The 16,497-nt window shown below is 33.8% G+C and carries 14 protein-coding genes; 8 read left to right on the top strand and 6 right to left on the bottom strand.

The features are described 5' to 3' along the window. Positions 1-210 precede the first annotated feature (210 nt). The 8 genes from OA85_RS10090 (at position 211) to hemN (ending at position 10,411) form a co-directional block, all read left to right on the top strand. On the top strand, positions 211-1,845 hold the full coding sequence (locus tag OA85_RS10090; protein ID WP_039109635.1) for an OstA-like protein: 1,635 nt from the start codon (positions 211-213) through the stop codon (positions 1,843-1,845). A gap of 64 nt (positions 1,846-1,909) precedes the next feature. After that, positions 1,910-3,097 carry an aspartate aminotransferase family protein gene (locus OA85_RS10085; protein ID WP_039109634.1) on the top strand — a complete coding sequence of 396 codons (1,188 nt, stop codon included), beginning with the start codon at positions 1,910-1,912 and terminating at the stop codon, positions 3,095-3,097. 247 nt (positions 3,098-3,344) lie between these two features. After that, complete coding sequence (locus OA85_RS10080) at positions 3,345-4,739, top strand: tetratricopeptide repeat protein (protein WP_039109633.1); 1,395 nt, start codon at positions 3,345-3,347, stop codon at positions 4,737-4,739. Then, on the top strand, positions 4,739-5,488 hold the full coding sequence (locus OA85_RS10075) for a shikimate dehydrogenase (protein ID WP_039109631.1): 750 nt from the start codon (positions 4,739-4,741) through the stop codon (positions 5,486-5,488). Before OA85_RS10080 ends, OA85_RS10075 begins: the two co-directional genes overlap by 1 nt. Positions 5,489-5,813: 325 nt before the next feature. After that, positions 5,814-7,835 carry a DUF349 domain-containing protein gene (locus OA85_RS10070; RefSeq protein ID WP_039109630.1) on the top strand — a complete coding sequence of 674 codons (2,022 nt, stop codon included), beginning with the start codon at positions 5,814-5,816 and terminating at the stop codon, positions 7,833-7,835. A gap of 143 nt (positions 7,836-7,978) precedes the next feature. Further along, positions 7,979-8,326: a hypothetical protein gene (locus tag OA85_RS10065; RefSeq protein WP_039109629.1), complete on the top strand. Its 348-nt coding sequence runs from the start codon at positions 7,979-7,981 to the stop codon at positions 8,324-8,326. 113 nt (positions 8,327-8,439) lie between these two features. Next, positions 8,440-8,913 (top strand): hypothetical protein, encoded by a 474-nt coding sequence (locus OA85_RS10060; protein WP_039109628.1) that lies wholly within the window; start codon positions 8,440-8,442, stop codon positions 8,911-8,913. 133 nt (positions 8,914-9,046) lie between these two features. After that, positions 9,047-10,411, top strand: coding sequence for an oxygen-independent coproporphyrinogen III oxidase (gene hemN, locus OA85_RS10055; protein WP_039109922.1), 1,365 nt, complete (start codon positions 9,047-9,049; stop codon positions 10,409-10,411). 72 nt (positions 10,412-10,483) lie between these two features. Here the strand turns inward: hemN and OA85_RS10050 are convergent, their stop codons facing one another. From OA85_RS10050 to ccoN, 6 genes are read right to left on the bottom strand one after another with little or no spacing between them, the layout of a single operon-like run. Further along, positions 10,484-11,185 carry a sulfite exporter TauE/SafE family protein gene (locus OA85_RS10050; protein WP_039109627.1) on the bottom strand — a complete coding sequence of 234 codons (702 nt, stop codon included), beginning with the start codon at positions 11,183-11,185 and terminating at the stop codon, positions 10,484-10,486. A 9-nt stretch (positions 11,186-11,194) separates the two neighbouring features. Next, positions 11,195-11,644: a FixH family protein gene (locus OA85_RS10045; protein ID WP_039109626.1), complete on the bottom strand. Its 450-nt coding sequence runs from the start codon at positions 11,642-11,644 to the stop codon at positions 11,195-11,197. A 38-nt stretch (positions 11,645-11,682) separates the two neighbouring features. Next, the gene (gene ccoG, locus OA85_RS10040) at positions 11,683-13,101 is read right to left on the bottom strand and encodes a cytochrome c oxidase accessory protein CcoG (protein WP_039109625.1); all 1,419 of its coding nucleotides are present in this window, start codon (positions 13,099-13,101) and stop codon (positions 11,683-11,685) included. A 4-nt stretch (positions 13,102-13,105) separates the two neighbouring features. Further along, complete coding sequence (locus OA85_RS10035) at positions 13,106-14,044, bottom strand: cbb3-type cytochrome c oxidase N-terminal domain-containing protein (protein ID WP_039109624.1); 939 nt, start codon at positions 14,042-14,044, stop codon at positions 13,106-13,108. Positions 14,045-14,071: 27 nt separating this feature from the next. Continuing rightward, on the bottom strand, positions 14,072-14,242 hold the full coding sequence (locus OA85_RS17215; protein ID WP_082014155.1) for a CcoQ/FixQ family Cbb3-type cytochrome c oxidase assembly chaperone: 171 nt from the start codon (positions 14,240-14,242) through the stop codon (positions 14,072-14,074). Positions 14,243-14,247: 5 nt separating this feature from the next. Then, a complete protein-coding gene (ccoN, locus tag OA85_RS10030; protein WP_039109623.1) occupies positions 14,248-16,437 on the bottom strand; it encodes a cytochrome-c oxidase, cbb3-type subunit I in 2,190 nt (729 codons plus the stop codon). Positions 16,438-16,497: the final 60 nt, after the last annotated feature.

The following is a 16,497-nucleotide window of genomic DNA, read 5'->3' as shown; positions in this document are numbered from 1 at the left end:
TATATTTTAGAGTAAAGAAGCCGCTATCGTTTGAAATTAAAAAAAATCGTTTTTGAAAACGGATACTACAACGAAAGAGTACCACTATTTGTTGATAACTTTAAAAATAAGCAGCAATAGTTTTATGCCTGATTTTATGTAATTATAAATAAATCCTAATATGGATTAGGATTGTCTCCTTTTTCATAAATTTGACAAAAAATAAATCCATTGAAGAAACCGCTATTTTTCATTCGTTGTTGTTTACTCTTACTTTGTACTAATTTGGTTTTGGCACAAGCACCCAAAAAAATTGTTGTAGAACATTCTGATTATTTTGATGTTAATCAAGTTGAAATACCTGATGCTGTTTTACTAACCGGAAATGTTCGTGTAAACCATGATGGAGTAGTTTTAACCTGTAATAAAGCCTATTACTTTCAAAATGAAAATTACATTAAAGCTTTTGGAAATGTACAATTAGTTCAAGGAGACACATTATTTTTAAACAGTAAATATGCTGAATACAATGGAAATGTAAAAAAAGCATTTGCCACTGGAAGTGCAGTGATGAGTTCTCCGGATGCGACATTGGCTACAGACACCATCAACTTTGACAGAAACACACAGGAAGTTTTTTACAATTCCCCGGGAACAATAGTAAATAAGGATAATACTTTAAAAAGCAAATCAGGAAAATACTATGTCGCTGAAAAAAAATTCCAATTTCTAACGGCAGTAACCATCACCAATCCAAAGTATGTGATAAAAACAAATCATTTGGATTATTTCAGCAATTCAGGGCATTCCTATCTTTTAGGACCTTCCACAATTACCAGTAAAGCCAATTATATTTATACCGAAAAAGGATTTTATGACACCAAAAAAAATCTAGCTCATTTTCTCAATAAATCCTATATAAGATACGATGATCGGGTTATAAAAGGAGACAGTTTGTATTATGACCGAAACAGGGAATTTGCATCGGCAACACGTAATGTCAAAATAACGGATTCCATCAATCGCGGAATTGTTAAAGGAAATTACGCCGAAATATATAAAAATCAGGATTCTATGTTTGTCACCAAAAGAGCCGTGGCCGTAAACTTTGTCGAAAATGACTCCGTTTACATTCATGGAAAAAGACTAATGGTTACCGGTAAAGAAGGGAACCGAATTATTAGAGCTTTCAACAATGTTCGCTTTTATAAAACGGATATGAGTGGTAAATGTGATTCGATACATTCGAGTTCAAAAACTGCCTTGACAAAACTGATAGGGAATCCTATACTTTGGAATGGTGAAAACCAGATTACAGGTGATATCATGCATCTTATTGGAAATAATAACACCAAAGCGCTCGATTCACTCAAAGTCCTCAATAATACTTTTCTGGTCTCGAAAGATACGCTGGGAACAGGCTATAATCAGGTAAAAGGACAAAATCTCTTTGGGAAATTTGAGGAAGGAAAATTGCATGATGTGGATATCATAAAAAATACCGAAGTCATTTATTACATGCGGAACGACGCCAAAAAACTCATTGGAATTAACAAAAATGTGAGTAGCAAAATCAATATCATTTTTGATAAAAAAACGATAGAAACTATCACCTTTTTTAAGCAAGTGGATGGCGATATTTATCCCGAAAAAGATTTGCCTGAAAACGCACGAAAACTTCGGGGTTTAATCTGGCGTGGCGATGAAAGAATAAAATCCAAAGACGATATTTTTCCACCTGAAGAAAATGAAGATAACGCTAAAATAGCCAAAGCAACTAAAACCGAAGAGGAAAAGAAAAATGTTCCAATGAAAATCCGAAAGGAAACATTGAACTATGATAAAAAGAAAGGGAAAAGTAAGTAATCAGTGGTCCGTTTTTAGATTACAGTTCTCTCGAATAAACAATTAAACGATTAAACAAAATCCAGTGAATACCGATTTCCTAAAATACCAAGCACAAACTTCCCCTTATCCATTGGGTATGGAAGTATCGCATGCAGTAGGTTCATACATTTACGATTCCAATACTAAAAAATACTTGGATTTTGTGGCCGGAGTTTCCGCTTGCCCATTGGGGCATCAACACCCAAGAGTCAATCAAGCCATCAAAGATCAGTTAGACAAATATTCGCACGTGATGGTCTATGGGGAATATTCCCAAAGTCCGGCAGTTCAGTATTGCAAACTATTAGCTTCGCTCCTGCCCGCTCCTTTAGACAAAACCTATTTGGTGAATTCAGGAACAGAAGCCATTGAAGGCGCCTTAAAACTCGCCAGAAGAACTACAGGAAGAAGCCAATTGATTTCGTGCCACAATGCCTATCACGGAAATACTATGGGTTCTATGAGCGTAATGGGATTTGAAGAACGCAAAAGAATTTTTCGCCCGTTGATTCCAGATGTTGATTTTATAACGTTCAATAACGAAGAAGATTTACAAAAAATAACGACCAAAACTGCAGGAATAATTCTGGAAACCATTCAAGGTGGCGCCGGATTTATTCAGCCACACAATGATTTCCTTAAAAAAGTGCGCCAACGCTGTACTGAAGTGGGTGCCATTATGATTCTCGACGAAATCCAACCTGGTTTTGGAAGAACGGGAAAACTTTTCGGGTTCCAAAATTACGATGTCGTTCCTGATATTGTTGTTATGGGAAAAGGAATGGGTGGCGGTATGCCAGTGGGCGCTTTTACGGCTTCATCTGCCATGATGGATTTGTTGAGCGATAATCCTAAACTGGGTCACATCACGACTTTTGGAGGCCACCCTGTCATTGCGTCAGCCTGTTTAGCGACTTTGCAGGAAATTACTGAGACCAATCTCATGGCCGAAGCAATGGAGAAAGAAAAGCTATTCAGAACACTTTTGGTACATCCTTTGATAGTAGAAATAAGAGGAAAAGGATTAATGCTGGCCGCAATGACAGAAAGTGCCGATATAACAAACGAAGTGATTCTTAAATGTCAAGACAAAGGGCTCATTTTATTTTGGTTATTATTTGAAGGATGCGCCATTAGAATAACACCTCCTCTAACCATTTCTGAAGAAGAAATACGAGAAGGTTGCAGCATCATACTTGAAGTAATGGATGAAATTTTGAACAATAAATAATATTAAAAATATCGCAATTGGGAGCTATTTCCTGCTATCCGTTGCAATCTTTCCTGACCTGAACGAGTTTCAGGAACCTGAAAACAAGTTCAGGTCAGGAAAGGATTTCCACTTCTATCAGGGCTATGGCATCCGTTTAAACCAAAACTTTTTTTGTTAATTAAATTGTTCACAACAATTCTAACTTCCTCTCACAGTACAAGCACGATTCCCTAAATTTATTTAGGCCAAATTAAAAACACACAGTATGCAATTAAGCAACGAAGAAGAAGACTATAACTTATCATTGTCTAAATTTGAGTCCATGTTGAAAACCAACAAAGTTCTCTTTTTTGACTCCGAAGAATTTGAAGAAATTATTCTTCATTATCTCGATATGGGTAAGGCCGCTTTGGCAAAAAAAGCACTCAAACTGGCATTGGAACAACATCCAAAATCTACCGGACTAAAATTAGTTCAAGTGGAAATGCTTGTGTATGATGATAAACTCGAATTAGCCGAAAAGCTATTAAATGAGTTGTACGCCATTGAACCAACCAATGAAGAAATTTACATTCAAAAAGCCAATATCTGCTCTAAAAGAGACCAGCATGAGAAGGCCGTAGAAATGCTGAAAATAGCACTACAATATACTGATGATTATGCCGATGTCTATAATTTAATAGGCATGGAGTATCTTTTTATGGACAATCTGGAAATGGCCAAAGAAAGCTTTATCAAGTGTCTGGAAGAAGATCTAGAAGACCAATCAGCGTTATACAACGTTGTGTATTGTTTTGAATTTTTAGATCAAAATCAAGAGGCTATCGCCTATTTGAATAAATACATTGACAAAAACCCGTACAGCGAAATCGCTTGGCATCAGCTAGGACGTTTGCATTATGGGGTAAAAGAATATGAAAGTGCGATTCGCGCCTTTGATTATGCGACTTTAATCGATGATGAATTCCTTGGTGCTTTCATGGAGAAAGCCAAAGCTTACGAACGTTTAAAAAAATATGCTGAAGCCATAGAAAGCTACAGCAGAACTATCGAATTAGATGACGCCACTTCGTATGCTTTACTCCGTATGGGAAAATGTTATGAAAAACTAGGAAACAAAGTTTTAGCATTAAAATATTTCAATCAAACCGTGCATGAAGATCCTCTTTTAGACAAAGGATGGATTGCCATAACTGACTTTTACGTACGTCAAAAAAATTATCAAAAAGCGTTATTTTTTGTCAACAAAGCATTAGCCATTGACAATCAAAATCGTTTGTACTGGAAACGATATGCAACTATTAACAAACAAATGAACTTCTTTGAAGAAGCTGAGTTTGGATATAGAAAAGCAGTAGAATTTGGTGATTACGGATTAGACACCTGGTTATTCTGGGTAGATATTCTACAATTTTTAGGCGAATTTGAAAGCGCTATTCAAACTTTATTACAAGCTTCTGAATATTTCCCGGAAGAAAACGAAGTAGAATATCGCTTAGCAGGATTGTATTTTATGATTGAACAAAACACTAAAGCAAAATTTCATTTGAGCAATGCTTTGCGATTAAATTTTGACAACTATATTCTTTTAGAAGATTTATTTCCTGTTGTTTGGACAAAGAAAATGGTACAAAATTACATAGCAAAACATAAAAAATAATGGTTGACATAGTTAGAAAACGCTTTGGTCTATTAGGACGTAACATTAATTATTCATTTTCAAAAGGATATTTTACCGATAAATTTAATAACGAAAACTTCACAGGTTGTACCTATGAAAATTTTGACATTCCAGAAATATCCTCTTTTCCGGAGATAATTAAAAACACTTCGGATTTAAAAGGATTGAATGTAACGATTCCGTACAAGGAAACGGTTATTCCATTTCTTGATAAATTATCAAAAAACGCAGCACAAATTGGTGCGGTAAATACCATTAAAATCACCAAAAAAGGAAAATTGAAAGGCTACAATACAGACTATTATGGTTTCAAAAAATCATTAGAGCCTTTATTGCAACCACACCATAAAAAAGCATTGATTTTAGGAACAGGAGGCGCTTCTAAAGGAGTGGCTTTTGCTTTGGATGAACTAGGCATTCTATATACTTTTGTTTCCAGAGAAGCCAAGGAAGACACTATTGATTATGACCTAATCAACGCAACGACATTCGATAATTACCAAATCATAATTAACTCTACTCCGGTAGGAACGAGCCCTAATGTAGATGCATTTCCATTGATTCCGTATGAGTTTTTCACGGATAAGCATATTGCTTATGATTTGATTTACAATCCCGCTGAAACTCAATTCCTTAAAAGAGCCGCAGCAAAAGGAGCTCAAATAAAAAATGGTTTAGACATGCTTATTTTTCAAGCAGAGAAAGCATGGAAAATTTGGAATAAATAATAGAAAAACCTCATTTTTCGTACACACACTTATGTAAGTAAAAAAGCCACTTAAAAAAAGTGGCTTTTTGTTTAAAATATTGAACAATAGTAAATAAAAAAATCCTGATTAATTCCCAAAACCCTAGCCCTGATGGCAGCGGCATCCTTTTTTATCCGCTTTTTCGGCGGATAAAAAAGATACAGCGAATAGCAGGAAATTGCTTCAAAAAAAACATTTTTTTAACATAAAACGACTCTAAATAAAGGATTTATTTTGTAATTTCATGCTCCTTCACTATCTTTCGTGTTCGATACAAAAAATAAAAACCTTACACATTGAAAAAATGTTAGAAGAAAAGAATGATAACCTGCTGGAAGCAGATGGAAGTTTAGAGAATAATTCACTTGAATTAAATCAATCAGATACTATTATGGAAACTGAAACAATCGACGAAAGTAACGATAGCGTAGCTGTTCATTCTATTGACGAAAATGTTGTAACCCTAACAGGGGATGAGTTAGCACATGATGAACCTACCATAGAAACTGAAAACCAATCGGTATTAAACGCAATTACGGAGGCAAATGCTGAAGAAAGCGAAGATGACACGTTGAAAGAACGTCATGATATTCCGATGCAGGATTACGATACATTATCTCTTGAAGAATTGGTAGAAGAACTGAAAAATTTAGTTACCAATGAAAAAGTGATGTCTGTAAAGGATCATATCGAAGAAATTAAAAAAGCATTCTTAGCTAAATACAACCATCTTCTTGAAGAGAAAAAAGAAGAATTTCTTGCTGAAAATCAAGATCCAAATGAAGAATTTCAATACCATTCTCCATTAAAAACCCAATTTGACAAATATTATTCTCTTTTCAGAGATACTAAAAATACACATTTCAAGAGTTTACAAACGAATCTAAAAACCAATTTAGAAAATCGTTTGGCTATTGTTGAGGAATTGAAAGAATTAATCAATCCACAGGAAAACATCAAAGACACCTTAAAGCATTTTAATGATTTAAGAGAGCGATGGAAAAATGCGGGACCAATTCCGAAAGATAAATACAATCATGTTTGGAATAATTTCCATTTTCATGTGGAGAATTTCTATGACTATTTGCATCTTGACAGAGAGGCGAGAGACTTGGATTTCAAACATAATTTAGAGCAAAAACAAAAAATTGTAGCGCGTGTTGAAGAATTGGTAAAAGAAGCCGATGTCAATAAAGCGTTCCGAGAATTACAGGATTTACATAGAATCTGGAAAGAAGATATTGGACCCGTTTCTAGAGAACATCGTGATGAAATCTGGAACAAGTTTAGTGATTTGACTAAGCAAATGCATGATAAACGCGAAGTTTTGTTTGAAAATCAAAGAGGAACGGAACTTGAAAATTTAGAAAAGAAAAAAGAAATTATCGCTAAAATTGAAGTCTTAGCTACTGAGAAAGTAAATGCGCATTCACAATGGCTGGCACAAATAGAAAAAGTAGAAGCTTTAAGAGCTGCTTTCTTTTCAGCAGGAAAAGTACCATCAGATGTAAATGAGGAAACTTGGGCCAGTTTTAAAACTGCTGTTAGAAATTTTAATTCTTTCAAAAATTCATTTTACAAAGACATTAAGAAAGATCAAAACGATAATTTAAGCAAGAAAACAGCGCTTGTTGCTAAAGCCAAAGAACTACAAGAAAGTACTGATTTTGCTGCGACTACCCCTATCATGAAGCAAATTCAGGATGAGTGGAAACAAATAGGTCACGTACCAAGAAAATATTCGGATAAAATCTGGAAAGAGTTTAAAGATGCCTGTAATCATTATTTTGACAAATTAAAAGAGCAAAAAAATGAAGAAAACGGCGAAGAAGTAGAAGCTTTTGATAATAAAAAAGCCTATTTAGAAACGTTAAGAGAATACCAATTGACTGGTGATCACAAAACTGATTTAGATGCTATAAAATTACACATTGAAACTTGGAAAAACTTTGGAAAAGTGCCTTTCCCAAGAAGACATATTGAAGGAAAATTTAATAAAATTTTGGATGCACTTTTTGAAAAATTGAGTTTGAGTAAAAAAGACACTGATATGATCCGTTTTTCCAATAGAATGGACAATTTATCAGAAAGTAACGATACGCGCAAACTGGATAACGAAAAGATATTCCTGATGCGTAAAATTGAGGAAGTTCAGAATGAAATTTTCCAACTGGAGAATAACATTCAGTTTTTCACCAATACCAGAAATGCAAAAAAAGAAAATTCCATTGTATTAGAAGTTCGTAAAAATATCGCCATTCACAAAGAAAGCCTTGATGTTTGGAAAGAAAAACTAAAACAATTGAGAAATTTGAAAATAGAATAATTTTCAGCAATTTTTAAAATCACAAACCTCGTTCTTAAATAGTGCGAGGTTTTTTTATGCAAAAGAGTTTCTGATTTAAAATTTTAACTTTCATTTATCAGAAAAAACTACCTACTGTCAGCTGTTAATTTTAAATTTGCAAAATGAATTGGATTAAGAAAACAGTTGTTTTTATTGGACTTTCAATAGTTTTATTATTTGCTTTTAGTGCAAATCAATCTCCTATTGAAAAAATTAAAACAGAAAAAACCAGTTCTTCCTTTTCTCCTGACAGCATTCATACATCGGTTTTTATTCAACCACACGCGAACAATATAATTGGATTCCATTATAAAACTACCGATTATACAATTGCAAAACATCTTGAAAATTTTCAAGTTGCAATTCCGGATTTTAAAGTCCTAAAATTCTTTTCTCGTCATGCAAAACAAGACATCAATCGATGTGAAATGGTTTCGCTGCTACTCTTTCCTTTCCATTATTTTTGGTGATTTAAGCCCTGATTCCGTAATTAGAAGATACACTTATCTTTCTTTTTCGAATGAATTCCAATTGGTTTTCAATCGAATTTAACATGCTTTACAAATAACTCAAAAATAAAAAAATGGATACATCCGTAACTATAATAGGCCTTATAATAACAATTTTAATAGGCATTCCGCTATTCTTTGTATTTCGCTCTAATGTCATTAACAAAAATAAAATCAAGGAGATAAAGAAGAAATACAGTCAAAATAATCATTCCGATTTTGAATTAACTGAAACCCAAAACAAAAAAGTATTGGCGTTGGACGAAAAAAACAAAGGCTTCCTTTTAATGGATTTTAACGCTCCGGAAGAAGTAGTCACTTTTGTTAATTTAAATGATATTGCTTCTTGCAAACTGGTTGCTACAACGGAGAACAATTCGGCTAAAATCATAAAAATCGAATTTGAATTTGGATACAAAGAAGCCCATAAAAAAGAATTAGTTCAATTTTACACTATTGAAAACGAAATAATTGACCAGGAATGTTTGTACGAAGACCATGTATTGGCACAAAAATGGACAAAAATTATTGCAGATTGTATTTCCTAAACTATTAATTCACTAAAAGAGATTGTTCCAAAAAGACAGTCTCTTTTTTTATAAATGCTATTTTTAATATGATAATTATCATTTTAAATTTTTAAGAGTAATGCTACTTTTGGTTATGCAAAATGCCTTTACAATGAAAAATTCTCTAATTCAAAAATACAATGTTCCTGGTCCCAGATATACTAGTTATCCAACGGTTCCTTACTGGGATGAAACTGATTTTTCGGATGAAATTTGGGTAAAAACTTTAAAAAAATCATTTATATCGAGTAATTCTTCTGAGGGAATCAGTTTGTATATCCATTTGCCTTTTTGCGAAAGCTTATGTACTTTTTGTGGCTGCAATAAGCGTATTACAAAAAATCATGCGGTTGAAAATCCATATATAGATGCCGTTTTGAAAGAATGGACTTTATATTGTAAAATTCTTGGAGAAAAACCAACTATAAAAGAAATTCATTTAGGTGGAGGAACTCCTACCTTTTTCTCAACAAAAAATCTGGAGGATTTAATAAACGGAATCTTCTCGCATGCTAACAAAGCAATAGGCTATGAATTTAGCTTTGAAGGACACCCAAACAATACTTCACATGAACATTTACAAAAACTTTACGATTTAGGTTTTCGTAGAGTAAGTTTTGGTGTTCAGGATTATTCTGAAAAAGTTCAAAAAGCAATTCATAGAGAACAACCTTTTCACAATGTAGCAAAAGTTACTTTTTGGGCAAGAGAAATTGGTTATACCTCCATAGGTCATGATATCATTTTTGGATTGCCATTTCAGGAAATTGAAGATGTTATCGATACTATTGAGAAAACAAAATCATTACAACCCGATCGATTGGCTTTTTATAGTTATGCTCATGTTCCCTGGATTAAGGGAAATGGACAACGCGGTTTCAATGATGAAGATATTCCAAAAGATGATAAAAAAAGAATGTTGTACGAAACAGGCAAAAAATTATTGTACGCAAATGGATATCATGAAATAGGAATGGATCATTTTGCTTTGAAAACGGACAGTTTACATGACGCTTTCCAAAACGGGAAATTGCATCGCAATTTCATGGGATATAGCTCCTCAAAAACCCAATTAATGATTGGATTGGGTGTTTCCTCTATTAGTGACAGTTGGTATAGTTTTGCTCAAAATGTAAAGAATCTGGAAGATTATTATCAAATATTAGAATGGGACAAATTACCTGTTTTCAGAGGCCATTTATTGACTGATGAAGACCTCATCATCCGAAAACACATCTTGAATTTAATGTGTCAATTTGAAACTTCCTGGCAAAAAAACGAAGGTTATTTTGATGAAATTCCTGAAGTCTTAGTTCAGTTAAAGGAAATGGAACAAGATGGATTAGTAATTATAAATGAAAATACCATTCAGGTTACCGAAAAAGGAAAACCTTATGTTCGCAATATTTGTATGGCATTTGACTTGCGTTTAAAAAGGAAAGCTCCTGAAACCGAATTATTTTCGATGACAATTTAGTGATTGTTACTGTTTAAAAATATAAAAGCACGCTTAATGGCGTGCTTTTATTTATATGCTATGAATTAAAAATTAATGACAATTAGGGTTGGCCTGTACAAACAAGCTCATATTAGATGGCGAAACATAAGGAATTCCCAATCCCAATCCTCTCAAGATAAACAATACGCCAATGATTACGGCAACATAAGGAATTGCTTTTTGGATGCTGTTTCGAATAGGAACGGTCAAAAATGAATTAATATAGACTACACTACTCATCATAGGAACAGTTCCTAATCCAAATAGGATCATATACAAAACTCCAAGACTTTCACTTTGCATGGCAATGGCACCAAATAAAGCAACATAAACCATTCCACAAGGTAAAAACCCGTTGAGTAAACCAATAGTAAATAGTGATTTGTAACTCTTGTTTTTAAACTGACTTCCTAAAGCCGTTTTAATTTTAGAGATTATTTTGAAAACTGGTTTTGAAAAATTATATCTAGCAAATAATTTATCAGGAGTTAAAACGATAACAATCATGGAAACACCGATGAATATCGATAATTTCTGTTGTAAACCAGCCATAAAAAAACCTTTTCCAACCAAACCAAAAATAAACCCAATGGTGGCATACGCCGTCAATCTTCCTAAATGATATGTAATAATTTGGATGACTTTTTTAGCCTGATTCGCTCTATCTACGGGTAACATCATAGCAATTGGCCCACACATTCCTATGCAGTGAAAACTACTTATTAAACCGAAAATGAAAGCCGTGTAAAGCATTGTTTAAGTCTAATTGATGTATATCGTTTCTTTGGTCAAATAGGATTTACCTTCATATTGCCATTCCATATTAATGTCCCAACGACCGCCTGCCAAACTTTTTTTAGGTATGAGCAAAGTAGGATTAGATAGCGAAATTGGAATTTCAAAATCTAATTTTTTAGTAGACGGTCTGTAAAGGGACACTTTTCCTTTAATGTTTTTTGGAACAAATACATCCGGGAATACTATTGTAACCCCATCTGAAGTAGTAGTTATTATTGGTCTTTGAGCCAAATCATGTGCGTTTTGAATTCGTATCATCTCATCCCCAAAATGAACATCATGTTTATAATATTCTTCTACAACCAACTCATTATCATATTTTGAATCCGATTGTACTTTGAAAACAAAATATAAAATGAAGGTCATAAACAGACCAAATGCAATGACGATTCCTGTTCCCCAATTAAATTTCATGATATTTTATTTATATATTTTAATCCTAAACTAATTCCCTAATCAAAACTTCGCGGACTTAAAAAACTAGTTGTGCTTGTTTCAATTTTTTCAGTTCCGTTATAGACATCAATTTTTAATTTTGTTTTATCGCTGTCTAATAAATTTTGATTGATTTCCACAAATAGAGTTCCCCCATTCATACCCTGTTTAGGAATTTTGAAATCTTGTTTTCCTACTACTTTTAAGGTTCCCCTTATTCCAACTAATTTGAAATGAATATCATTAAAATCATTGTTGGTTTTATTGATGATCTTAAAAGTATAGATGTTACTGATATTATCTCCTTTATGCTGAAACAATTGTCCAGGCAATCTCAAAATACTAGCCTCGACATCTGTCCGTAAAAACAATAATCCTATTAAAATTCCTGTCAAAATAAACAATACAGCAGAATAGCCTTTCATTCTTGGAGTGAATTTGAACTTGATTTTTTTCTCAATTTCATCTTCTGATGCATAACGAATTAAGCCTTTTGGCAATCCAACACTTTCCATAATAGTATCGCATTCATCAATACAAGCAGTGCAATTGATACATTCCAATTGAACCCCATTTCGGATATCAATTCCGGTTGGACAAACATTCACACATTGTTTGCAATCAATACAATCCCCTTTTCCAGTGACTGCTCTATCTTCTTGTTTGTTGAACTTAGCTCTTCCTAATTCTTTTTCACCACGAACAAAATCATACGCTACATTTATCGATTTATCATCTAACAAAACACCTTGTAATCTTCCGTAAGGACAGGCTATAATACAAACTTGTTCTCTAAACCAAGCAAAAACAAAGTAGAATACACCAGTAAAAATCAACAGTGAAACCAAAGTACTTACATGATTTTCAGGACCTTCTTCAATCATTAAAAACAAGGTATCACTACTGATAAGATACGCCAGAAAGACATTGGCAATAAAAAAGGAGATGATTAAAAACAGAGTCCATTTAAGTCCTTTTTTTCTGATTTTTTCTGCGTTCCACTCTTGTTTTTTCAAACGAATTTGGGCACCACGATCCCCTTCAATCCAATATTCAATTCTGCGGAAAACCATTTCTAAAAAAATAGTCTGCGGACAAATCCATCCGCAAAATATTCGTCCAAAAATCACCGTAAAAAGAATCACGAATACGACTCCAACAATCATAAAAAGAACGAAAAGATAAAAATCTTGTGGCCAAAATGGAAATCCAAAAATATTGAATCTTCTTTCCAACACATTAAACATCATGAACTGATTGCCATTAATCTTTATAAAGGGATTGGCAACTAGAACAATCAGTAAAAAGTAACTGACCCACTTTCTATAATCATAAAATTTACCGGAAGGTTTTTTAGGGAAAATAAATTTTCGATTTCCTTCTTCATCAATCGTTCCGATGGTATCTCTAAAAGCTTCGTCTGGTAATTTTGACATTTTTTTATTTTTTAATTGGAGTACTATCTGTTTTTAAAGTAACAGTAGCATCGATTTTGGGAGCATTCTCATCAACCCAAATTTCACCATCCGGTGCTTTTGGATCTTTTGGATTGCTTCCTTGTAAAGACAATACATAACTGGCAACATGCTGAATATCTTTTGGTTTCAAAGTACCTTTCCAGGCAATCATCCCTTTTCCATCGCGGCCTCCATTTGTAATAGTGTGAAACAAATTCTTGATTCCTCCACCCAAAATCCAACGGTTATCCGTTAAGTTTGGCCCAATTTGTCCTCCAGCATCAGCTCTGTGACAAGGAATACAATTTGCAGAAAAAATTGTTTTACCAGCCGCTAAATCCGCAGGCTCCGTCAATAAAACAACTGTTTTTTCATCCATCAAATCTGGAGCAGTTTTCATGTATTCAGCAATATCAATTTTGGCTTGGGCTACTTCTTTTTTAAGCTCCATTTCTTGATTATCGGCTCCTAAAACTTCATATCGAACCATGTAAACAACCCCAAAAAGAATACAAGCGTAGAATAAATAAACCCACCAAGGCGGCAAATTGTTATCTAATTCCTTTATGCCATCGTAATCATGCTCCAGTAACAATTGATTTTCATTTTCTAATGGTACTGATTTAGTTAAACTTTTCATCAGGTTTTTGAACCATGCTTTTTCTTTAAAACTAATAGAAGTAACATTTTCCAATTTTTGTTTCTGTTCTTCTGTCATCAATTGATAGGTAATATTATCGACTGCGCTCATTGTAATTTCTATCGCTATCAAAAGGAATAGAAACACAAATAAAAAGACAGCAACCATTGGGAATTTTATAAAAGCTGGTCTGTCACCTGAATCAATAAAATACTCCATTGCTCCAAATACAGCAAAGAAAACAACCGGTACTCTTACATATGCTGGAATTAATTTTTTCATTTTCTAAATTTTAAAAAATTATACTATTTAATTGTCGTTCAAAGGGATTTGGCTTAATTCAGTAATCTTGTCTTTTTTATAAGAGAAAACCCAAATTCCAAGTCCAATGAAAAAGACGAAGAAGATTAATAACGATAAGATTGGATATATCGCAACTCCCTCGATAGTTTCCATATTGTGTTTAATTTGTTCGAACATGACTTTTATTTTTTAGCTATATCTTTTACTTTAATATCCGTTCCAAGTCTTTGTATGTAAGCAATCATTGCTACGATTTCTCTTTCATTCATTGGAATAAATTTTTCTCCTCTTGCTTCTGCTTTTTTCTTGCTATCATTATAGCTTTTTACAAAGTCAGGATCGTTTTTCAAGCTTTCTTCAATTTTAATGGCTTGCGCTCTTAAATCATTCAACCCATTTGCAACTTGAGCATCAGTATAAGGAACACCAAGTGTAACCATGGCTTTCATCTTGCTTTGAGTTAGAGAAATATCCATCGGTTTATTATCAAAAAGCCATTTATAACCTGGCATAATTGAACCTGCAGATATACTTTGAGGACTCCAAAAGTGGTTGAAATGCCAGTTATCATTGTATTTTCCACCTACTCTCAATAAATCAGGACCTGTACGTTTTGACCCCCAAAGGAATGGATGATCGTATACAAATTCCCCTGCTTTAGATTGTGGTCCATAACGTTCCACTTCACTACGGAAAGGACGAACAGATTGAGAGTGACACCCTACACAACCTTCACGAATGTATAAATCACGCCCTTCCAATTCTAAAGGTGAATAGGGTTTTACACTGGCAATCGTTGGGATATTTGATTTCACCATAATCGTAGGTACAATTTGAATAACACCACCAATTAAAATAGCAATAGTTGCTAAGATTGTCAATTGAATAGGTTTTCTTTCTAACCAAGGATGAAATTTCTCTCCTTTAACTCTTCCAGAACTTATTTTTATTAATTCAGGTGCTTCAGCTAATTCGTCTTCTATTTTAGAACCTAATCTAACGGTTTGGATAATATTATACACTAAAGAAAACATCCCAATTAAATAAAGAGTTCCACCAATAGCTCTCATCCAATACATTGGCATAATTTGAGTTACAGTTTCAAGGAAGTTACCATAAGTTAACGTTCCATCTGGATTAAACTGTTTCCACATAGAAGCTTGTAAAAACCCAGCAACATACATTGGAATTGTATATAAAATGATCCCTAAAGTACCTATCCAAAAGTGAAAATTAGCTAATTTAAGAGAATACAAAGTGCTTTTAGTCATTCTGGGAATCAACCAATATATCATACCAAAAGCCATAAATCCATTCCAGGCTAACGCCCCTACATGAACGTGAGCAATAATCCAATCCGTGTAATGCGCAATCGCATTTACATTTTTCAACGATAACATTGGCCCTTCAAAAGTTGCCATTCCGTAACCAGTGATGGCCACAACAAAGAATTTTAAAACTGGATCTACTCGCACTTTATCCCAAACACCTCTCAAAGTTAAAAGCCCGTTTATCATTCCACCCCAAGATGGTGCAATCAACATGATAGAAAAAGCTACTCCTAAATTTTGTGCCCAGTTAGGCAACGCTGAATATAACAAGTGGTGAGGACCAGCCCAGATATAAATAAAAATCAATGACCAGAAGTGAACAATAGATAGTCTATAAGAATACACGGGACGATTCGCCGCTTTTGGAACGTAATAATACATTAATCCTAAGAAAGGTGTTGTCAAGAAAAACGCAACCGCATTATGTCCGTACCACCATTGCACTAATGCATCTTGAACTCCTGCATAAACAGAATAACTTTTCATGGGTGAAACCGGCAATTCTAAACTATTGAAAATATGTAAAACAGCTACAGTAACAAAAGTTGCCAAGTAAAACCAAATCGCAACATACAAATGGCGCTCTCTACGTTTTAAAATGGTTCCAATCATATTGATACCAAAAACAACCCAAATCACTGCAATTGCTATATCAATTGGCCATTCTAATTCGGCATATTCTTTTGAAGAACTATACCCAAGAGGCAATGATATGGCAGCAGCAACAATAATCAATTGCCATCCCCAAAAATGAAGATTACTCAAAAAATCATTGAACATCCTGGCTTTCAACAATCGTTGCAAAGAGTAATAAATCCCTGCAAACATTGCATTTCCCACAAAAGCAAAGATAACTGCATTCGTGTGTAAAGGTCTTAATCGACCGTAACTCAACCACGAAATTCCATCGGTTACATTTGGAAAAAGGAACATAAAGGCTAATGTAAGCCCCACTAACATCCCTACGACTCCAAAGACGATGGTTGCGTAAATGAATTTTTTTACAATTTTGTTGTCATAATAAAACTGCTGCATTTCCATAATTAAATCTGTTTTAATTTAAAAGTTTACTATTTAAGGCTAAAAGTTATTGAGTTTTCA

Source organism: Flavobacterium sp. AED (assembly GCF_000812945.1).
Taxonomy (GTDB): Bacteria; Bacteroidota; Bacteroidia; order Flavobacteriales; family Flavobacteriaceae; genus Flavobacterium.
This window is presented reverse-complemented; position numbering and strand designations above follow the sequence as displayed.